Genomic DNA, 20817 nt, shown 5'->3' with positions numbered 1-20817 from the left:
GAATATTCAAGGCTTTGTCTTATTTTTCATGATCATAAATGAGTTAAACTTCCTGTTTTTTTAAATATCTAAACACTTAAACTCTTCACCAGTTATCGCAAAGTCTTGTCTAGGCTGTTGATCAATTTTCCCATCCTAGAACAAAATAAATCTTAGCCAAATAAAAAAGCACCTTCCGGTGCTTTTTCTACATCATCTACTCATTAAGCATCTGGCGCTGGGCTATACTGCTCAATCAATGGTTTTAATTCACCATTTTGGAACATTTCTAGAATAATGTCGCTACCGCCGATCAATTCACCATTAATCCACAATTGAGGGAATGTAGGCCAATTTGCAATTTGTGGCAAAGTTGCACGAATATCAGGATTTTCCAAGATATTTACATAAGCAAATGGACGACCAATTTGGCTAAGTGCTTCAACTGCACGCGCAGAGAAACCACATTGTGGAAATTGCGGAGTACCTTTCATATAAAGAAGTACTGCATGTTTAGCTATTTGATCGCGAATTAACGCTTCTGTATCACGCGCTTGTTCAGTCATTGATTAAATCCTCAACTCATCTGCCTGCATTATACCTAAATCCACAATAAAGAATATGTCTAGACGATTATTTCCAATTTTATTTATATTAAAGCTTTAAATCTTCCGCATATTTTGGTTAGATAATCTTTCACCCTTTCCACTCCTAACAGATAAGAGTTAGTTATGAATAACATCACCCTCGCTCCGGTACAAACTGATCAACCTTCACATTTGATGCCTGTATTCAGCCGTCAACCGATCAGCTTTATACGAGGACGAGGTTCTTATCTTTATACAGAAAATGGCACTGAGTATTTAGATGCATTGACGGGTATAGCCGTTTGTGGCTTAGGGCATGCTCATCCTGTGTTGGCTGAAGCCATTGCAGAACAAGCAGCTACGTTAATTCATACGAGTAATATTTACGAAGTCGCTTGGCAAACTGCAGCAGCACAAAAGCTGGCTGAAGTTTCAGGAATGGAAGAAATCTTTTTCTCAAACAGTGGTGCAGAATCGAATGAAGGTGCAATTAAAATTGCACGTAAATTTGGTCATTTACAAGGTGTTTCCACCCCTAAAATCATTGTTGCAGACCAATCATTCCATGGTCGTACGCTTGCAACACTTTCTGCTACTGGCAATAAAAAAGTTCAGGAAGGCTTTGCACCTTTGGTTGATGGCTTTATTCGTGTACCTTTTGGCGATATAGAAGCCATTGAAGAAGCCGCTATTCAGCATCCTGACATTGTGGCAATTTTGGTTGAACCAATCCAAGGTGAAGGTGGTGTCAATACGGCTCCTCAAGGCTTTAGCTATCTTGAAGATATTCGTCGCATTTGTAATCAACATAATTGGTTGATGATGCTGGATGAGGTCCAAACAGGTAATGGCCGTACTGGTAAATACTTTGCCTATCAACATACCAATATTATTCCAGATGTTTTAACCACAGCAAAAGGTTTGGGAAATGGTTTTCCAATTGGTGCTGTGATGACACAGGGTCGTGGTGTTGGTGTTCTTGCTGCTGGGAATCATGGGTCTACTTATAGCGGCACACATTTAGGCTCACGTGTCGTCTACACTGTGATTGATTTGATCCAAAAAGAAAATATTGTCGCAAATGCTGCAGAAATTGGAACCTATTTAGTCGATCAGTTCCGTGCTCAACTTGCAGATCAGGATGTGGTTGTGCGTGGTTTCGGTATGATGATTGGTATCGAACTATCAAAAGACTGTGCTGAATTGGTGAACATAGCACGTGATAAGTATCATTTAATCATTAATGTTACTTCAGGTAATGTGATCCGCTTACTTCCTGCGTTAAATATGAATCATGAGCAGGCAGATGACTTATTGAAACGTTTAGTGCCTGCAATTAAAGCATTTAATGCTTAAACATTAACCAACACTTTAAGAGCTCAACCTGTTAATCTCTTTTAGTTTTATCGTCATTGCTTATAAAGTTAAAAATATAGAAAAGCCGCTTTAAAGCGGCTTTTTTATTAGAACTTATTAGAGTTAGAACTTTGGCTTTATGAGGCTTCTTGGAAAATTCTACCACCAGGTAACTGGCTAAAATATTGTTTCAAAGCGTCTAGACAACGATGAATTTTCATCGGTTGCTGTTCACGCTTTAAGGTCACAGCACTTAAAGTGAAAGTTGGTAACTTCCACTCTGGTAATACTTCAACCAACGTTCCATTCATCAATTCTTTTTGCACATCTAAATAAAGAATCCGAGCAATACCATGTCCATGTTGGCACAATGATTTTGCAACAAATACATTATTTGTCTGAAGACGATGCTTCATTTCTAAATTAACGACTTCACCTGTTGCACCATGCTGAAATGAAAAATGTTGAGAATTTTTCATGATATTTATCGGAATCAAATCATGATTCTGTAAATCTTCAGGTCGCGAAATAGGCGCTGTTTGATTTAAATAACTTGGCGATGCAACTAAGATTTGATCTACTCTTGCAAGAGGCGTACAACTCAAGTTATTCACATCTTCGATTTTTGAAGACATACGAATAGCAATATCTATACGCTCTTGGATCAAGTCGATATATTGGTTATCTGCTTCAAAATGAACCATCAAACCTCGATGTGCAGACATCCAATGCGATAAAGCAGGCACAACATGTGTTGCTCCTATTTCTGGGGTTGTCGCAATACGCAAATCCCCAACTAAATCATCGCGCAACTCATTAATGCGGATTTTTCCACGCTCTGCGGCAGCGAGCATTTCTTGACAACTGTGGAAAAAAGCTTGACCAGCCTCAGTTAAACTCAGCTTTCGTGTAGAACGATGTAGAAGCGTAACTTCCATTTCATGTTCTAAAGATCTAATTTGCTGACTAACCGCACTAGTCGTAATGCCAAGGTCACGCGCGGCACCACTAAAAGAACTTTTTTCAACAACACAAGCAAATACACCCATTGCCCGAAGTTGATCTAACATAAATTTCCCTCTGAAATTATGAGCTGTTTCACACTTTTTTGTTCAAAACAACTCATTGTATTATACGAAGAAAATTACACTTTGCATTAAAATATTTAATTTATTGGTAAAATATTTGCTGGGTTAATTGGTTTTCCATCTAAACGTACCTGAAACTCCAGCATAGTACTGGTGGCGCCTGAAGATCCCATCTCTGCAATCTTCTGTCCTGCTGTCACCGTTTGACCACTTTTCACCAACATTTTGCTGTTATGAGCATATGCAGTAATGTAACCATCAATATGTTTTACTAAGACAAGATTACCATATTCTTTTAATCCATCTGCAGCATAAACCACTTGACCATCCGCTGCGGCAAAAATTGGATCACCTTGATTCCCTCCGAAACGTATTCCTTTTATATTATTCGCAACATTATAATTTGCAATAACAGGCCCATTTGATGGTTTTACCCATCTCAATTGTGTTGATTGTACTGTCGTCGTCGTTTGCACAGGCGGCGTTGCTGGCTGAGCAGTTATTGTCCCAGTTGGTGGTGTTGGCTGCTGTGTTGGTAACTTAATCGTTTGACGTTGAATTTGCGGTTCATTGTTAGTTAACGCTTTCGTCGTAGATCGAGTGACATTGCCACTACCCTTTTTCAAACGTAATGACTGCCCCACATAAATTCGATAAGGCGCAGCGATATCATTCATTTCAGCAACACTGAGATAACTCAAACCATAACGCATTGAGATTGCACTTAAGGTATCACCAGAACGAACTGTGTAATAGTCAGGTGCAACAGCATAGCGTGTAGGATTATTTATTTGAGGCTTCGATGCACACCCAGTCACCAATATTGTAGAGGTGATTGCTATTGTGGACAAAATGATTTTTATCCATCGTTTAGGCATTTGAATTGGAAGTGTTGATCGAGCCAAAAGCATTGATTTCCCTCTCTACAATCTTAAAATTTAAAAATATTTGCTTAAGATTAGCAAAAAACACACGCATTTCACTGTTTAACAGTGCTTTTTCACAAAGTTATAACACTCAAACATCAAAATGACTATGTGAGAGTTGTGATTGTAGTGTTTCAAGAATCGTATAATTAGTCGCGTCCATTTGAATTGGTGTAATACTGACATACCCATTGGCAATTGCAAAAAAGTCAGATTGCAGGTTTTTTGAATTCTTTTTGGGGTCTGTCACTGCTTCACCCGCCAAACCAATCCAATAGACTTGACGACCACGAGGATCGACCTGACTGGTAATCGGTTTTGATTGTATTCGACGACCCTGATAAGTAATTTGAGCACCTAAAATATCTTCTACATCAGGAATATTGATATTTAGAATATGTCGTGGAGGCAGTTCAGGTAAGCCTTTGGCAATAAACGTATAAACCCAATTTGCGGCTTGCGCATAATCTTCAGGATTGTCATATGAACGCACATTACTGCCCGCTAATGAAACTGCGATGGCAGGTTGTTTCATCAAACGCCCTTCAAATGCCGCCCCTACTGTTCCAGAATAAAGTACATCGTCTCCTAAATTTGCCCCACTATTGATTCCGCTCACAACTAAATCAAATTCAAAATCGAACAAACCATTCATGGACAAATAGACACAATCTGCAGGTGTACCGTTTACTGCCCACATATCTGTTGCAATTTGAATTGGTCGAAGTGGTCGATCTAGGGTTAATGCACTTGAAAAACCACTGCGCTCACTTTCTGGCGCAACAATAACAACTCGACCTAATGGTCGCAACGCTTTTGCTAAAGCTTGAATACCTGGTGCAAAAACACCATCATCATTTGCAATTAAAATATTCACTAACGGGTTCTCTGATTAAAATTTATTAAATGACTACTGAGTTATTTAATTCAAATTTATTTAACAATTATATATAGTTACTTACTCAATTTTAAATCTAATTTGTGACTATAAAGATGATTACACGTTCTCTTACTCATACTATTTCTATTGCTCTCATCACACTTTGTGCACAATCTGCATTTTCAGAAACATTAACTTCACAAGAGTCTGATCGAATTGCGAAAGAAGATATTGCAGCAACCCAAGTGCTTGCCGAAGTTTGCCCAGTGTTAATCGGTAACAATCCTGCATTTCAAACTAAAATTGAGAATTTAACCCAAATCTTATTAAAGGATCTCTCGAAAACTACAACATTAGTGCAGCTTCAACAAGATCCAGAATACCAAACTGTACTGAAAGAAGCACAAATAAGTGCCAAAGAAGTGGATCAAGCTGAACACAAAGCAGTATGTGCTGATGTACTTGAACTTTCACACTAGAACAGCATAAGAACCTCACGACCAATGCGATGTTAAAAATACTTTTTTGACATCTTTTGCATTGTTAAGTTTGCGAAAATTTCAAATAAATCTACAACATCGATACACTTTCTCTATATTTTTCACAGTTTTTACGTTTAATCTATGCAAATTCTCAAATTAAAAATTGATTAGGTTATTTATGCGTATGACGTTAAAAATGCTGACATTAAGCCTTGTATCAGCAAGTAGTTTATTTATGACACATGCTTTTGCCGCATCTGACAAAATCGAAGTTACTCAGCAACAAGTATCTAAAGAAGAATTGGCTGCAATTTATGTATTGTCGGATATCTGCCCGAGTCTAATTAAAACAGATGCTGCGTTTAACAAAGGTTTTGATCATCTGCTTAAAGACTATATGCCAAATGACAAAGATCCTAAAGCAACCTTAAAATCACTTACCAAGCAAAAGGATTTCCAAAGAGCGTTAAAAGAAGCAAAAAGTGATGCAAAAAAAGCAGGTGATGCTGAAAATACAGCGATTTGTAATGACATTAGTCACTATCAGTCATAACGATTTGTACGATATATTCAACAAATATTGAATTAGTTACAATAAGTAAGAAATAAGCCGACTTTCCTTGTAGAAGTCGGCTTTGCTTTGCCCTAAAATGCTAGCCTGTTTGTGCTCATATAACGATTGGAACGACCTAGAATGACTCGAAAAAGCGCCATTGCTGCATTATTACTTTTACCTTCATTTTCTTATGCAGCAACCGTCTTAACAACTCCGCCAGAATTAAATAATAAATCGTATGTCTTAATGGACTATGAGACAGGTCAAATTCTTGCATCGAAGAATGAAAATGAAAAATTAGCACCTGCTTCGATGACTAAAATGATGACGAGTTACATCATTGAGCAAAAACTTCTTAAAGGTGAACTGACCGAAAGTGAAAAAGTTCGCATGAATGAGTCTGCATGGTGCCGTGGTAGCAGTACTGAATCTTGTATGTACGTACCTTTAAATGGTACTGCAACAGTTTTAGAAATGTTACGAGGCATTATTATCCAGTCAGGTAATGATGCATCTAAAGCTATGGCTGAACATATTTCCGGTAATGAGGGTTCATTTGCTTATGCGATGAACCAAGAAGCCAAACGTGTGGGCATGGTCAATACGCATTTTATCAATGCAACAGGTATGCCTGCTGAAGGTCATTACTCAACCGCAAAAGATATGGCGGTACTTGCTAAACATATCATTCATGACAGTTCAAAATATTATCCTATTTATTCGGAAAAAGAATTTACTTTTAACGGCATCAAACAAGGTAATCGTAATGCCTTACTTTATACTGACCCAAGTGTTGATGGCTTAAAAACAGGTCATACAGATGAAGCGGGTTATTGCTTAACTACCTCCTCAAAACGTGGTCCAATGCGTTTGATTTCTGTGATTTTTGGTGCGCCGTCTATGAATGAACGTGCGAGTCAAACACGTTCATTATTAGCATGGGGTTACTCAAATTTTGAAACTGTCAGTGTGCAACCTGCAAATCAAGTTCTTGCTAAAGCAAAGGTTTATTTTGGTAAAGAAAGTGACGTACAAATTGGTTTAGCTGAAAACTTCAATGTGACGATGCCTAAAGGTCAGGCTAATGCCATTAAAACTCAAGTTACTGTTCAACCCAACTTAAATGCACCATTAAAACAAGGTCAGGTTGTAGGTAAACTTACTGCAACTTTAGACGGTAAAGTCATTGCTGAAAAACCATTAGTGGCGTTAAAAGCTGTAGAAGAAGCAGGCTTCTTCTCTCGCTTGATCGATCATATCAAAATGTTCTTTAGCAACTTGTTCTAAATTATTCGCTTAAACCTAATATTGAGTTTATTAGACTAAAGCACAGGCATCCTGATCACAGATTTGGATGCCTTTTTAATTTATACTCGGAAAAACACATTGGTTAAATTTTGCTTTTGACATGGAAGCCAACATGAAAAAAAATATTCGTTCGTATTTAGACCATCATCCTAAAATTGATTCAACCTGTTATATCGATGATCTCTCGGTTGTAATCGGTGAAGTAACTTTGGCGGAAAATGTATCTGTTTGGCCTTTTGCGGTGATTCGTGCTGATGTCAATCACATTAAAATTGGGCGTTATTCTAATGTACAAGACCATTGCATGTTACATGTTAGTCATAAAAATGATGCTAAACCCAATGGTTCACCTTTAGTAATTGGGGAAGATGTGACGATCGGGCACCATGTCACTTTACATGGTTGTACCATTGGCAACCGTGTTTTAGTTGGAATTAATACCATTGTTCTTGATGATGTGGTAATTGAAGATGATGTCATGATTGGTGCAGGCTCTCTAGTTCCACCAAGAAAGCGCTTGGAAAGTGGTTACCTCTATGTAGGAAGCCCTGTACAAAAAGTTCGCCCTTTAACCGATAAAGAAAAAGAATTTCTACCTTATTCAGCAAGACATTATGTCAAAGTGGCGAATCATCATTTAGAGACACACGATTAATCATAGGATTAAAGCAAATATCTAAGCATGCTTAAAAGCGTATTTTTTATTTGAATACATGTTGCTCAAGTAAATCTAATTCCACTAAACTACAGTGGAATTAGGCATTACATTTTGGATCAAACCGCTATTCAGAGACTTTGTAGTATTTGGTTAATTCTTCAAATACGGGTGCTTTGACATTGTCTTTTAAGATATAGCGGGTAATCACACCTTGATCTGTATGTATTTCCATAAAGATATTTTGCGAGCCTTTGAAGTCCCCCATTAGGTTGACTGGAATAAGCACACTGTTACGAGAACGATTTGCTTTAAATGCAAAATCAATTTCAGTTGGCCCAATCACATTAAAGGAGTGACTTTTTGCACCATCACTAAATACAACTTTTTCAATATTATATTTGGTATAGGCGCTATTTAAGCTGAGTTTCACCTTTAAAAAGTCTTTATGTGTCTCATTCCACACCACAGTGACGATTGGACAAAGTTCACTTGGCTGGCAAATTAATAATCCCTGTGTACCTACATTTGAAGTGGCATCATTAGGATTTGAAGCACACCCAGTGATCAGTAATACACCTAAAGGTATACATAATAATTTCTTTATCATACTTTTTAAATCCTATTGTATGCCCAAGAATTGGAATGGCTAAGCGATCTTAAAACAAGAACTGGCTTTACCTGTATAAAACGTTGCTTGATCAAGCCCCAATTCAAGCTTTTTTGATTTGACTATCTTTTATAGTCAATGTCTTATAATTCTATCCAAAAAACATTCGACGATACAGTAGATTCAAACAAATAAAGTCTTTTATGTTTTAGTGGGGTACACCCGTAAATAGCGAATGTATCTAATTCTGTGTTCGGTATTAAGTCGAATAATCATACAGACATATTGCGTATTACACTTAACACATCTACACATGAATATTCCAGCGGTCTATTGAGTTAGATCGATAGAGCCAAATACATCAGTTTATATAGTAATTTTTATGTGAAACATTCTGACCTACAACAAGTTGGTATAAAATAATAGATTAATCAGTTAAAGCGCTGAGATTTCAGCTCCAAATGCAAGATAAGCAAACTTGCCCAGAAGTATTTTAAGCATATTATGGATACATGTCCGCTTAGGATGATCAAAGAAAATCCGCATGAACATAGCCACCACGTGCTAAATTTTGTAGAATAATGCTTTATCTCCCTTGGTGCTGGTCATGACCGCTTGGACACCCCACGTTACTGTTGCGACAGTTGTAGAAAAAGATGGAAAATTTCTTTTTGTAGAAGAATATACCGAAGGTGTAAGCCATACTGTGTTCAATCAACCCGCTGGGCATGTTGAATATGGTGAAACTATTATTCAAGCAGCGTTACGTGAAACCATGGAAGAGACAGGATATGCAGTAGAAATCAATTCATTACTGGGGATCTATACCTATACCCCACCCATGTTTCCAGACCGCACTTATTTTAGATTTTGCTTTTTAGCGCATGTGACTGAATACTTTCCAGACGCACAGCTGGATACAGATATCATTGGACCACAATGGATGACGCTTGAAGAACTGCTTGAATCTGCTCGCGCAAGAAGTCCTTTGGTCATTAAAGCTGTACAAGATGCACTTTCTGGGCAAAAATACCCACTTTCGCTCATCTATGAGCACCAAAACTCTCCTTTAATTTCAAATTTGGATGCCTAATCCTATGCAACAACGTGTCATCGTCGGTATGTCGGGTGGTGTAGATTCATCTGTTTCTGCTGCACTTTTACTTCAACAAGGATATCAAGTTGAAGGGCTTTTCATGAAAAACTGGGAAGAAGATGATGGCACGGAATATTGTACCGCAATGGATGACCTTGCTGACGCACAAGCGGTGTGTGACAAAATTGGGATCAAACTCCATACTGCAAATTTTGCAATGGAATATTGGGATCGCGTATTTGAACATTTCTTAGCAGAATATGCCGCTGGGCGTACACCAAACCCAGATATTCTGTGTAATAAAGAAATTAAATTCCGTGCATTCTTAGATCATGCTGTCAATTTAGGCGCTGATTTTATTGCAACTGGACATTATTGTCGTCGTGGTGAAACAACCACAAATTCAAAAGGTGATCAATATGCGCCTTTATTGCGTGGTGTAGACAATAACAAAGACCAAACCTATTTTCTTCACGCAGTCCATGGTCGTGAAATCAATAAGACCTTGTTCCCTGTTGGTGAAATCGAAAAACCACAAGTACGTAAAATTGCGGAAGAATTGGGTTTAGCCACTGCCAAGAAAAAAGATTCAACAGGAATCTGCTTTATTGGTGAGCGCCGTTTTAATGACTTCTTAAAACAATATTTACCGGCACAACCTGGAAAAATTGTCTTAGATACTGGAAAAGAGGTTGGTGATCATCACGGCTTAATGTACTATACGCTCGGTCAGCGTGGTGGTATTGGTTTAGGCGGTCTCAAAGGTGCTGAAGAAGGTGCTTGGTTTGTTCTACATAAAGACATTGAATCTAATCGTCTTGTAGTTGGGCAAGGTCATGAACATCCACTGATGCAGAGTACCATTTTATGGTCTCAAACTATTGACTGGGTTGCGGGTGAACAAGCAATTCCAGACACTGGTTTCCGATGCACGGCAAAAACTCGTTACCGTCAGCCTGATCAAGCATGTACAATTTATAAAGATACAAACACTCCGAATGGTGTTCGTGTCGAGTTTGATGAAGCACAGCGTGCCGTTACTCCGGGACAAAGTGTTGTTTTCTATGTCGATGAAGTATGTTTAGGTGGTGGTGTGATTCATCATACCAATGCACCAAAACCAGATTTTATTGAGTAATGATTAAAAATTATTTAAAGGAATTTAGGCATGGTTGAGTTGCCCTTTCAACAGCCTCAAACTTTGAATCAACGCCAAAACCGAGCTTTGGCGTTAGCAGCTGTGTTTCAAGCAACACAGCTAACCCATATGACTGCAATGTCAGGACGTCAAAGTATTGGTGAAAGCGGTAATTTCTATTTTGAACAGCTCATCAAAGCTAGCCTCAATATTCGTCCTTCTGCCAATCTATCCGGTCAAACTTTAGATTTTTTCAATCAATTGGCAGACATTTCTTTAGGTTTAAAAGCTTTAGAAAGTAGTATTACACAACCTTTCTCGACATCACCGAAATCTAGAATTCCTAAAATTGCCAATGCAAAACTACCAATGACTTATGCAATGTCGTTATTGGCCTTGGAAAAAAAAGTCTATAGCAATTCAAAATTTGTTGAAATTATTGAACAATCTCAACAAAAAATATTAAAACAGCTGTCTTTTTTTGATAATAACTATTTACATCCAAGTATCATTGCCAATTTAGCACAAACCTATGTCGACACTGCTGGTCAAATTAATCCTCGAATTCTAGTTCGCGGCAATGCAGAGGCCTTTAAAGATTCTGCCCATACCAATCGTATCCGCGCCAGTTTATTCACAGGCTTACAAATGGCACACCTATGGCGTCAATTAGGTGGTAGTTCATGGAATATGATCTTTAGCAAACGCAAACTTCTTCAAGATATTCAAGATCTGGCTCGATTACAATATCAGGTTGTTTAATTTGATACTGTTCGGGTTACGCCATTCGCTCTAATTCCAAAATTTAAGGAATCTTTATGAACGCTTTAACCGCCCTTTCTCCACTAGACGGACGCTATGCAAGCAAATGCGATGCATTACGCCCTTACCTCTCTGAGTTTGGTCTCATCCATGCTCGTGTGACTGTTGAAGTGCGTTGGTTACAAGCGCTTGCAAATCGTCCTGAAATTACAGAAGTGCCCGCTTTTTCTGTTGCAACCAATACTGCTTTAGATGCGATTGTTACTCAATTTTCTGAAGATGATGCTAACCGTATTAAAGAGATTGAGCGTACCACTAACCATGATGTAAAAGCGGTTGAATATTTCTTAAAAGAAAAAATTGCACATATTGATGAGCTTAAAAATGCAGGTGAATTTATTCACTTCGCATGCACTTCAGAAGACATCAACAACCTTTCTCACGCTTTAATGTTGAAAAGTGGTCGTGAAGTATTAGTTGTTGCTATGCAACAAATTGTTGATTCTATTGTGGCTTTATCTGAAACACATGCTGAACAACCGATGCTATCACGTACCCATGGCCAAACTGCTAGCCCAACGACTTTGGGTAAAGAAATGGCCAATGTTGCATATCGTTTAGCACGTCAAATCAAACAGTTTAAACAAGTTGAATTATTGGGCAAAATTAATGGTGCAGTGGGTAACTACAACGCACACTACTCTGCTTATCCTGAAATCAACTGGCCTGCTCACTCGCAAGCATTTGTTGAATCACTCGGTTTAACCTTCAACCCTTATACAACTCAGATCGAACCACACGATTACATCGCTGAATTGTTCGATGCTCTACGTCGTTTTAATACAATTTTAATCGACTTTAACCGTGATGTTTGGGGCTATATCTCTTTAGGCTTCTTTAAACAACGTCTAAAAGAAGGTGAAGTCGGTTCTTCGACAATGCCACACAAAGTCAATCCTATTGATTTTGAAAACTCAGAAGGTAACTTGGGCATTGCAAATGCAGTATTAGCGCACTTAGGTGAAAAATTGCCAATTTCCCGTTGGCAACGTGACCTCACGGACTCTACCGTATTACGTAACATGGGTGTTGGCTTGGCACAAAGTTTAATTGCTTTTGAAGCATGTTCAAAAGGTATTGGAAAACTTGAACTTAATGCGACACGTATTCTTGAAGACCTTGATCATGCACAAGAAGTATTGGCTGAACCAATTCAAACTGTAATGCGTCGTTATGCAGTTGAAAAACCATATGAAAAATTAAAAGCATTGACTCGTGGTCAAGCGATGACACGTGACATGATGGTTGATTTTGTCAATGGTACTGAGCTTGAAGCTGTACCTGCTGCTGATCGTGCACGTTTGGCTGAAATGACTCCTGCTACTTACACAGGTAATGCTGCGGATCAAGCCAAAAAAATTAAAGATTTGATTGCTAAAATCTAAGCTTTTAATCATCTAAAAGACCTAAAAAATGCGAAGCCGATGCTTCGCATTTTTTTGCATTTTGATTACAATGCGCAGTAATAATTTTTAGAAAATACCATAATGATTTATCATGCCTTAACAAAAAAACATTGGCTTGTTCTTGCTTTGCTTGCAATCGCAATCATTCTTGCCAGTATCAATCCCTTAGAATACCCATCTTACATGCTGCATCAGATTGGCACCTTACTCATGCTGATTGTTCTATTTTTCTGTCTAAAGAAAATAGGGCTGACATTTTCATCATTTTTATTGTACATCCTCTTCTTGGTGATTCATGTCATTGCTGCACATTATCTTTATTCTTATGTGCCTTATAATGATTGGTCAATCAAATACTTAAACTTTGATCTCAATCAAGCAATGGGGTGGACACGTAACATGTTTGACCGCTTTGTACACTTATTCTATGGCTTATTTCTTTACCCATTTTTCTACCGAATTTTCCAAGTGTGGTTACCAAACTTAAAGCCTAAAACCTTATTTTTATTAGTCATTCAATTTGTTATGGCAACCAGTTTATTTTATGAATGGATTGAATGGTGGATTGCCATTGGCCTATCTCCAGAAGAAGCTGAAAACTACAATGGGCAACAAGGTGATATATGGGATGCGCATAAGGATATGTTCTTAGCCACCATTGGTGCAATCATGACAGGACTAGTCTCTTTAAAAGCTGCGGCAAAAGGGAATCATCCTCAATAATACGGACTTTCCTCTCAATATACTCACTCAGCGATCAAGTTGTTGGTGAGTATAGAATCCACTGAGTTTTACTTTTGCAATCTTTGTTTATTCTCTAAGATATCGGGCAAACTGCGCTCGATCCAACCAATCAAATAGTTTAATTTTTCAGCCGCTTGTGCACCTAAAATCGTCAATTGGTACTCTACTTTCGGTGGTACTTCAGGGTAAACCGTTCTCAATATAAAGCCATCTTGCTCAAGCACTTTTAATGTCTGTGCCAGCATTTTTTCGCTGATCCCCTCAATTCGATTGCGCAGTTCACTAAAACGTTGCACACCATCATTTAAACAACGTAAAACCAATACAGACCATTTGCTGGTTAAATGCTCCAATATTTCTCTAGATGGGCACTGACTGGATAAAACTTGACCAATTAAATCACTTGAAGCATAGATGCTCATAAATTCTCTCTACACAGTAATTAGCTTACTTTTAGGTACGTACTTACATATAGTAAGTTTAATGATTATGATAATAACATCAAGTTTAAAAAACATCCAATTTAAATCATATGTAAAGGTGAATTTATGAAAATCGCAATTACAGGCGCAACGGGTCAACTTGGACAATTGGTGATCCAAGCCTTACTTCAACATACTGCTGCTGAAAATATTGTGGCGCTGGTTCGAAATATAGATAAAGCACAGTCGCTCAAACAACAAGGGATTGAACTTCGCCTATTTAACTATGATCAACCTGAAACATTAATACCTGCTTTACACAATGTAGATAAATTACTTTTAATTTCAGCCAATGAAATTGGTCGTCGTACCCCACAACATAAAGCAGTTATAGATGCCGCAGTCGCAGCCAAAGTTGAACACATTGCCTATACCAGCTTACTCAATGCAACAGATAACCTACTCGGTTTAGCGCAAGAACATCGTGAAACAGAAGAACTTATTCTGCAAAGTGGTTTGAAATATACGTTTTTACGCAACAATTGGTATAGCGAAAATTATCTTGGTAACGTTAAGCATACTGCGGAAACAGGAACGCTTTACGGCAGTGCTCAAAATGGAAAAATCAGTTCAGCTTCTCGTTTAGATTATGCTGAAGCTGCAGCCAAAGTCCTTGCTTCCTCAGGACATGAAAATAAAACCTATGAGCTTGCAGGTTCAAATCATTTTACCCTTGCAGATTTAGCCTCTTATATCGCTTTGGCATCAGGTAAAACTGTACAGTATCAAGATATCAGCCCAGAAGATTATACTCAGGCGCTTCTCACAGCAGGATTACCCCAAGCACTTGTAACGGTTATTGTTGATGCAGATGTACAGACTGTAAATGGTGCAATGTATAGTGAAAGTAAAGACTTGGAACATTTGATTGGTCGTAAAACAACACATATTCAGGATCAGGTTAAAGCTTTATTTTAGGTATTTTAAAGATGAGCATGGGCTTAAATACAAAATTTAAGCCCATGCTATACTGAGCAATTAAGGATGAATATTTTTGATAGGGAAATCGATATTCATCTCTAGATCTGCGAGGGACTGCCTTTCTGTGTTGTACATGGTTGCACGGAACACCGCAATTTTTTTCATCGTCATTGGATCATTAATATTCAGTATTGGCTTAAGTTTATGCTTCACATATAAATGAATCACTTCATCAAATTCTAAATAAACCGGTCCATCAAACATAATCTTGATCGGGACTTGATATCGTCGTTTTAACTTAAATGGCACCGAAAGTTTAATCGGAATATCCACTTTTAAAGGAAATTGAGGCAACAGTTTATTTTGATAAACCAAGTCCGTAGTTGTTTCTAATGGCATTAGCGTTTCAATCTGAATATCAGTCTCATAATCAAGCTCAACCTCAATCGGCGTTGTCACAACAAAACTTAAATTAGCCAAATATTTGCCTTTCAAAGGTAAAGCCAACTCACGGTCAATCGTCAACTCAGTATCTAAAGCACCTTGTGCATGTGTTTGTAAATAATTCCCCACATGGATTTTTGTTGGTAAAGATTCCGACAATTGAATTTGTGCGCTTTGTGCAGAAACCTGCATTGAGGCATGAATATTCAAATATAACCAAACGCATAGCGCAATGAGCAATACGACACTCATAAAAGTGAACAACAAATTTCGTATAGATTTAAAGATCCACATTTCCATACTACCCTATTTTAAAACTTCGGACTGTGGTTGTTGTGGTTCTACTGGCGGATGATCGCGACGTGATAGCCTTAAACTATTGAGTGGAATTTTAAGTTGCCCTTTTTCAATTTTTACTGGCAATGTATTTTGAACATCTACTGTTGCTTGAAGTGCTGATTTAATTGGAACATTGAGGTGGCCCTGAATTGGAATATTGGTTTTTAATGTCGCATCAAGTGGCACATGTAAATTTTCTTTAAGTAACACCTTTACTGGGGCATCAAACTTTAAATGAATATTTTGGTTGAGTGGCACTTGTAAATTAATCGGCACATCCATATGAATCGGGATGTTCCCTTTTAATGGTAAAGTAATATCTTTACCTAACACAGTGACTTTAACCTTGGTATCAATCGGCATATCCTGATTGATTTTGATCACTTCATTCACAGGAATTGTGGTTTGAATAGGGACTTCATTATCAAAATACACATGTGGGGTTAAGGTTTGTGTAATCGGTAAGTTTAGCTTTTCATGAATAGGAATTTCAGCTTTCACTTTTCCTTTGACATCCACATCTAATGCGTCATGAATTTGTACTTTGGCTTGTAAAGGTTCTTTTAAATCGATACGTACAGCTTGATTTTCAAGTGGAATATAAATATTAAAATGTTTAAATACCCAGATTGCAATCAATACACCACACACCGTAGCAATAAGAATAAAGGCAACTCCCGCCATAACTTGCTTCAACTGCAAAATCCTGTCCTTAATTTTTATCCTTAATTATTTTTTATTTTAAATACTTATGTGAATTAATATGCGTTTTTATGTATAAAAGTCGAAGAATTTTGTTTAATTATTAAACAATTGATATCTAATCTACGGATTATTTCGAAAAATCAGCTAACCAATAGCACTGCACAATTGCTGTATTATTTTTATACTCAACACTCACATCGCCTTTTTCATGATTTTGATTGAATTTTAGAGTTTTAAATCGCTGCTTTACTGTTGTAGCACTCAGATCAAAATATAAATATTGATTGTATTGTTGCGCGGGACGACCAAAACTAAATTCTATTTTGCGAATAGGAATGCCAGCATAAGTGACATTTTTTAATTTATACGTGGTTGAGTCATAAACCTGTTTATCCAAATATTTTACATCAATCGTATAGTGTTCAAGTGGTGCAATCAGTTCTGAATTTTCATTATGAAAATCGTATTGCTGCCGAATTGCACAGTTTTGTTCGAAGCGATCTTTTAATAAAGGACGTAATTCTAAGGATTTGGCATGTGTAGCTCCCGTTAGCAGTAACATCATGCTCAGTAATATCTTTTTCTTCATGTGATTTTCCTTTGTTGCAAATTACTTTATATAAAATAGCTTTTATTAGACTTCTTGCGTTAGTCAAAAATGAGCATTTAATACTTGTATCGTTTTAAATAATGATGAAACCATAGATGGTCTTTCTATCGTAAGGCATCACCTAAGCAAAGCAATTTAAACTTTAAATGTGGCATTGCAAACTTGCTTTTCATACACCTATTTCTATGTGATAGTAAAAAGTTTCATCACTTTTAGAAATCATCCCAAAACTTAATTCACAATAACACTATTGAAGTCCATTTTTATAAGACCATAAACAGATAGCTATTGCATCACTCTTGCCCTTTCCAGCCATCACAAAATTTGCAGATTTAGTTGGTTGCTGTATATTGCTTTTAATCTTATTAAATTGCTGTTTGGCTGAAGCCATTGGAAGATCAAAGTACAACGTCTCACTCAAAGTCAAACCGCCCCCATCAAAATTCAATTTTATTTACGACTAATCCCCTGTAAGCCGTATTTTTTAAACTAAAATTTTTGCTGACGTAAGCCGCTTGCTCTTCTACTTCATCCTTAACTACCTGATTCATTAAAATTACCTGCATCTCATCATGAGTATAAAAATCGAATTGTTGACCAATCGCACAATTTTGTTCAAAACGATCCTGCAATATAGGAGTTAAATCAAGACTTGTATGCGGAGTTGCGTGAATCATTGTTGATAAATTCAGCAAACTTAAAGCAAAAATTGATAATTTTTTCTTTATTTTTAATATTCTCTAAGTTTTAATTAGAATCATAAATTAAAACTTAAATAGAACCATAACTTTATAATATAAAAAAAGGAGCTCCATTTGAAGCTCCTTTTCGACGACTCTTAGAAATTATGCATTTGTTTCAGCTGGTACTTTTGGATAACTTACACCACATACTTGTTCAGCAATACGCAATACTTGGCAGCTATAACCAACTTCGTTATCGTACCAAACGTAAGCTGTTAAACGGTTACCAGAAGTAATTGTTGCTTGTGCGTCAAATACACCCGCTGTACGCGAACCAATAAAGTCAGACGATACAACTTCTGTAGAGTTAGTATAGCCAATTTGACCTTGAAGGTTAGAGTTGATCGAGATTTGACGAATATATTCGTTCACTTCTTCACGATCTACTTCTTTCTCAAGTGTTAAGTTAAGAATAGCAAGTGAAACGTTTGGTGTTGGAACACGTACTGAATTACCTGTTAATTTACCTTGTAACTGAGGTAATGCTTTCGCAACAGCTTTTGCAGCACCTGTTTCTGTAATAACCATATTCAGTGTTGCAGCACGGCCACGGCGATCTGCTTTGTGATAGTTGTCAATCAAGTTCTGGTCATTAGTAAATGAGTGAACAGTTTCCACATGACCATTGATCACTTTGTATTTGTCTTCTAACACTTTTAAAACTGGTGTGATTGCGTTAGTAGTACAGCTTGCAGCAGAAATGATTTTGTCTGAATCAATGATGTCCGCTTGGTTAACACCAAACACCACATTCTTCATATCACCTTTACCAGGTGCTGTAAGTACAACACGACTTACGCCAGGGCATTTAAGATGCTGAGATAAACCATCGATATCACGCCATTTACCAGTATTATCAATCACTAATGCATTGTCGATACCATAAGCTGTGTAATCAACTTCAGCAGGACTAGATGCATAGATCACTTTGATAAAGTTACCATTTGCAATGATTGCTTCATTTTCTTCATCCACAGAAATCGTTCCTGCAAATGGACCATGAATTGAATCACGACGTAACAATGAAGCACGTTTTTCTAAATCACCATCAGATGATTTACGTACAACGATCGCTTTAAGGCTTAAACCACGACCAAGACCTGATTGGCTAATGATCAGACGCGCTAAAATACGACCAATACGACCAAAACCATAAAGAACGACATCTTTAGGCTCAACTTGTGCAGGACGACCTTCTAAAGATTGAACAGCTTGAGCAACAAATGCATCAATATCGCCACCCTTTTCTTTATATTCAACTGCAAGTTTACCTAAATCAACTTCAGCAGAACCGATATTATCTAATTTCGCTAAAGCTTCTAAAATAGGGAAAGTATGTACAACAGAAAGCTCAACATCCATCATACGTGTACGACGGTGTGCTTTAAGGATTTGAATTACTGAACGGTTCACTAAAGAACGACCGTACACAGAAGTCACAATGTTTTTTTCACGGTATAATTGACCGATTAATGCAATCATACGTTCCGCAATTTCTTCACGGTTTTTCCAGCGACCTTGGTGCTCTGCATGTAGGGCGATGATAGTGTCTTTGCTCACAGATACGTCCTCTATTTATGTATATCTAGACATGGATTTTTAAACCCCACAATTGTAATGTAATTCTCATTTAGTTGAAATCAAATCGTGATACATTTTTATAGAATTTTGTCATACTGGGTATTTTATTTTAAATTATGCCTTGATCTTTAAATAATATTTCAGTTCTATGTGGATTTTAGTCGTGATATTGACTTTATTAGAGTAAGAAGAAAAATAAAGATCATGTTAGATCTTTAAATTCCAAATTGCTACACTTAACCTGCTGTTAATAGTAAAGCTATCACACATCTAATGAGTTAGATCTTGTTAAAGTCACGATTCTAAATGACAATCCAACTATTATCGATCTTTGTTTTAACTAACGGATTCTTTCGTCCAATTTTTCAATATTCAATACTAAATTTTTCCGTTTATTGTTTTGTTGATAGATATGCCAAATCCCCTCTAATACCAAAATACTCACAGCACACCAAATTGGAATATAGGTAAACCATTCATCTGCAGAAATAGACTCTCCCAACGCCAACGAGGCTAGCGCCAACAAAACAGGTTCTAAATAACTTAATAACCCAAACAAAACCATCGGCAAATAACGACTGGCTAAAATATAGCTACCTAGACCAATTGCACTCAAAACTCCAAGCCCTGCAACCACAAGAATTAAAACGGGTGAGTTAGCAAATTGACTATATGCTTCTAATCCAGTTTGGGTGAAATAAATTGCAATAGGAATACAAATTAAAATATCCCACCAAAAGCCACCTAAATTATCGGTTTTGATGGTTTTTCGAATCAAGAAATAAAGAGAGTAACCTAATGCAACACTTAGTGTTTCCAATGCAATACTACCCAAACGCCATAATTCATGCCCCACACCAAGCACAGCAAAAGCAACGGCAACCATTTGGAATCTTGATAATTTCTCTTTATAAAATAAACTACCTGCGAGTACAAGGACCAAGGGTAATAGAAAATACCCAAGTGAAACTTGTAATCCCCGCCCATTCATTGGGCCCCACAAGAAAAGCCATAATTGGAAACAGGTCAAAATAGATGTAATGATTAATAAAAGTAATAAAGCAGGTTGTTTGAGGATTCGATAATAAATCGCTTTAACATGAACAAAATCACCACTCCATAGCATGAATAAAGTAAGGAACGGCAAAGTCGCAATAATCCGCCAACCAAAGGTTTGCTGACTATCTAGATCGCCCAACAATTTGGTATAAAAATATAAGACCCCAAACGTTACAGATGCCAATACAGACAATACGACGCCCTTAAACATCTGTGGCCTCACCATGATTTTCAAATAAACTCTTAGGCATTATAAACACCTTCACCCAAAATTAATTTGAATTCTCAATTATTTTCAAA

Annotated in this window: 23 protein-coding genes; 11 read left to right on the top strand and 12 right to left on the bottom strand. The window is 37.2% G+C overall.

Translation table 11 applies throughout. From position 1 onward, the window contains the following. Positions 1-203: 203 nt before the first annotated feature. Complete coding sequence (gene grxD / locus ACG9ZL_RS16260; RefSeq protein ID WP_336953200.1) at positions 204-545, bottom strand: Grx4 family monothiol glutaredoxin; 342 nt, start codon at positions 543-545, stop codon at positions 204-206. Positions 546-710: 165 nt separating this feature from the next. Between grxD and ACG9ZL_RS16255 the strand changes: the two genes are divergently transcribed. After that, a complete protein-coding gene (locus ACG9ZL_RS16255; RefSeq protein ID WP_419360747.1) occupies positions 711-1922 on the top strand; it encodes an aspartate aminotransferase family protein in 1212 nt (403 codons plus the stop codon). Between the two features lie 137 nt (positions 1923-2059). On the opposite strand, the gene ACG9ZL_RS16250 is transcribed toward ACG9ZL_RS16255, so the two are convergent. The 3 genes from ACG9ZL_RS16250 to surE all read right to left on the bottom strand — a co-directional run bounded on the left by ACG9ZL_RS16250 (position 2060) and on the right by surE (position 4813). Further along, positions 2060-2992 carry a LysR family transcriptional regulator gene (locus tag ACG9ZL_RS16250; protein WP_419328288.1) on the bottom strand — a complete coding sequence of 311 codons (933 nt, stop codon included), beginning with the start codon at positions 2990-2992 and terminating at the stop codon, positions 2060-2062. 95 nt (positions 2993-3087) lie between these two features. After that, a complete protein-coding gene (locus ACG9ZL_RS16245; protein WP_336953206.1) occupies positions 3088-3921 on the bottom strand; it encodes a peptidoglycan DD-metalloendopeptidase family protein in 834 nt (277 codons plus the stop codon). Positions 3922-4027: 106 nt separating this feature from the next. Continuing rightward, complete coding sequence (gene surE, locus ACG9ZL_RS16240; RefSeq protein ID WP_419328287.1) at positions 4028-4813, bottom strand: 5'/3'-nucleotidase SurE; 786 nt, start codon at positions 4811-4813, stop codon at positions 4028-4030. Between the two features lie 116 nt (positions 4814-4929). Between surE and ACG9ZL_RS16235 the strand changes: the two genes are divergently transcribed. The 4 genes from ACG9ZL_RS16235 (at position 4930) to ACG9ZL_RS16220 (ending at position 7817) form a co-directional block, all read left to right on the top strand. Further along, a complete protein-coding gene (locus ACG9ZL_RS16235; RefSeq protein WP_419328286.1) occupies positions 4930-5295 on the top strand; it encodes an MCR_0457 family protein in 366 nt (121 codons plus the stop codon). Positions 5296-5476: 181 nt separating this feature from the next. Then, positions 5477-5851 carry an MCR_0457 family protein gene (locus ACG9ZL_RS16230; RefSeq protein WP_336953211.1) on the top strand — a complete coding sequence of 125 codons (375 nt, stop codon included), beginning with the start codon at positions 5477-5479 and terminating at the stop codon, positions 5849-5851. 141 nt (positions 5852-5992) lie between these two features. Next, positions 5993-7141: a D-alanyl-D-alanine carboxypeptidase PBP5/6 gene (dacC, locus tag ACG9ZL_RS16225; protein WP_336953213.1), complete on the top strand. Its 1149-nt coding sequence runs from the start codon at positions 5993-5995 to the stop codon at positions 7139-7141. A 133-nt stretch (positions 7142-7274) separates the two neighbouring features. Further along, a complete protein-coding gene (locus ACG9ZL_RS16220) occupies positions 7275-7817 on the top strand; it encodes a gamma carbonic anhydrase family protein (RefSeq protein ID WP_419360745.1) in 543 nt (180 codons plus the stop codon). A gap of 127 nt (positions 7818-7944) precedes the next feature. On the opposite strand, the gene ACG9ZL_RS16215 is transcribed toward ACG9ZL_RS16220, so the two are convergent. Further along, positions 7945-8427, bottom strand: a complete 483-nt coding sequence (locus ACG9ZL_RS16215; RefSeq protein ID WP_004820707.1) for a hypothetical protein — start codon at positions 8425-8427, stop codon at positions 7945-7947. Positions 8428-9034: 607 nt separating this feature from the next. On the opposite strand from ACG9ZL_RS16215, the gene ACG9ZL_RS16210 reads away from it, so the two are divergent. The 5 genes from ACG9ZL_RS16210 (at position 9035) to ACG9ZL_RS16190 (ending at position 13612) form a co-directional block, all read left to right on the top strand. Beyond that, entirely contained in the window at positions 9035-9520 is a 486-nt protein-coding gene (locus tag ACG9ZL_RS16210) for an NUDIX hydrolase (RefSeq protein WP_419328284.1), read from the top strand. A gap of 4 nt (positions 9521-9524) precedes the next feature. Next, positions 9525-10661: a tRNA 2-thiouridine(34) synthase MnmA gene (gene mnmA, locus ACG9ZL_RS16205; protein WP_419360744.1), complete on the top strand. Its 1137-nt coding sequence runs from the start codon at positions 9525-9527 to the stop codon at positions 10659-10661. Positions 10662-10691: 30 nt separating this feature from the next. Next, entirely contained in the window at positions 10692-11423 is a 732-nt protein-coding gene (gene hflD / locus ACG9ZL_RS16200; RefSeq protein ID WP_336953223.1) for a high frequency lysogenization protein HflD, read from the top strand. A 56-nt stretch (positions 11424-11479) separates the two neighbouring features. After that, positions 11480-12868 carry an adenylosuccinate lyase gene (gene purB, locus ACG9ZL_RS16195; RefSeq protein WP_336953225.1) on the top strand — a complete coding sequence of 463 codons (1389 nt, stop codon included), beginning with the start codon at positions 11480-11482 and terminating at the stop codon, positions 12866-12868. Positions 12869-12970: 102 nt separating this feature from the next. Continuing rightward, positions 12971-13612, top strand: coding sequence for a DUF2238 domain-containing protein (locus ACG9ZL_RS16190; protein WP_419328282.1), 642 nt, complete (start codon positions 12971-12973; stop codon positions 13610-13612). A 68-nt stretch (positions 13613-13680) separates the two neighbouring features. On the opposite strand, the gene ACG9ZL_RS16185 is transcribed toward ACG9ZL_RS16190, so the two are convergent. Further along, entirely contained in the window at positions 13681-14055 is a 375-nt protein-coding gene (locus ACG9ZL_RS16185) for a winged helix-turn-helix transcriptional regulator (RefSeq protein WP_004721299.1), read from the bottom strand. 126 nt (positions 14056-14181) lie between these two features. Here ACG9ZL_RS16185 and ACG9ZL_RS16180 point away from each other — a divergent pair, with 126 nt between their 5' ends. Then, positions 14182-15033 (top strand): SDR family oxidoreductase, encoded by an 852-nt coding sequence (locus ACG9ZL_RS16180; protein WP_239045888.1) that lies wholly within the window; start codon positions 14182-14184, stop codon positions 15031-15033. Between the two features lie 60 nt (positions 15034-15093). On the opposite strand, the gene ACG9ZL_RS16175 is transcribed toward ACG9ZL_RS16180, so the two are convergent. From ACG9ZL_RS16175 to rarD, 6 genes are all read right to left on the bottom strand, one after another. Beyond that, positions 15094-15774, bottom strand: a complete 681-nt coding sequence (locus tag ACG9ZL_RS16175; RefSeq protein WP_224965304.1) for a hypothetical protein — start codon at positions 15772-15774, stop codon at positions 15094-15096. A 12-nt stretch (positions 15775-15786) separates the two neighbouring features. Continuing rightward, positions 15787-16521, bottom strand: a complete 735-nt coding sequence (locus tag ACG9ZL_RS16170) for a hypothetical protein (RefSeq protein ID WP_056512445.1) — start codon at positions 16519-16521, stop codon at positions 15787-15789. Between the two features lie 130 nt (positions 16522-16651). Further along, positions 16652-17113, bottom strand: coding sequence for a hypothetical protein (locus tag ACG9ZL_RS16165; protein ID WP_419360741.1), 462 nt, complete (start codon positions 17111-17113; stop codon positions 16652-16654). Positions 17114-17571: 458 nt separating this feature from the next. Continuing rightward, a complete protein-coding gene (locus ACG9ZL_RS16160) occupies positions 17572-17811 on the bottom strand; it encodes a hypothetical protein (protein ID WP_336953235.1) in 240 nt (79 codons plus the stop codon). Positions 17812-17979: 168 nt separating this feature from the next. After that, on the bottom strand, positions 17980-19437 hold the full coding sequence (locus tag ACG9ZL_RS16155) for a glyceraldehyde-3-phosphate dehydrogenase (protein WP_336953237.1): 1458 nt from the start codon (positions 19435-19437) through the stop codon (positions 17980-17982). 361 nt (positions 19438-19798) lie between these two features. Then, positions 19799-20728: an EamA family transporter RarD gene (gene rarD, locus ACG9ZL_RS16150; protein ID WP_419360738.1), complete on the bottom strand. Its 930-nt coding sequence runs from the start codon at positions 20726-20728 to the stop codon at positions 19799-19801. Positions 20729-20817: the final 89 nt, after the last annotated feature.

The organism is Acinetobacter legionensis, assembly GCF_048551735.1.
Classification (GTDB): Bacteria; Pseudomonadota; Gammaproteobacteria; order Pseudomonadales; family Moraxellaceae; genus Acinetobacter.
The sequence above is the reverse complement of the archived record's forward strand: the minus strand, read 5'-3'. Positions and strand labels throughout refer to the sequence as shown.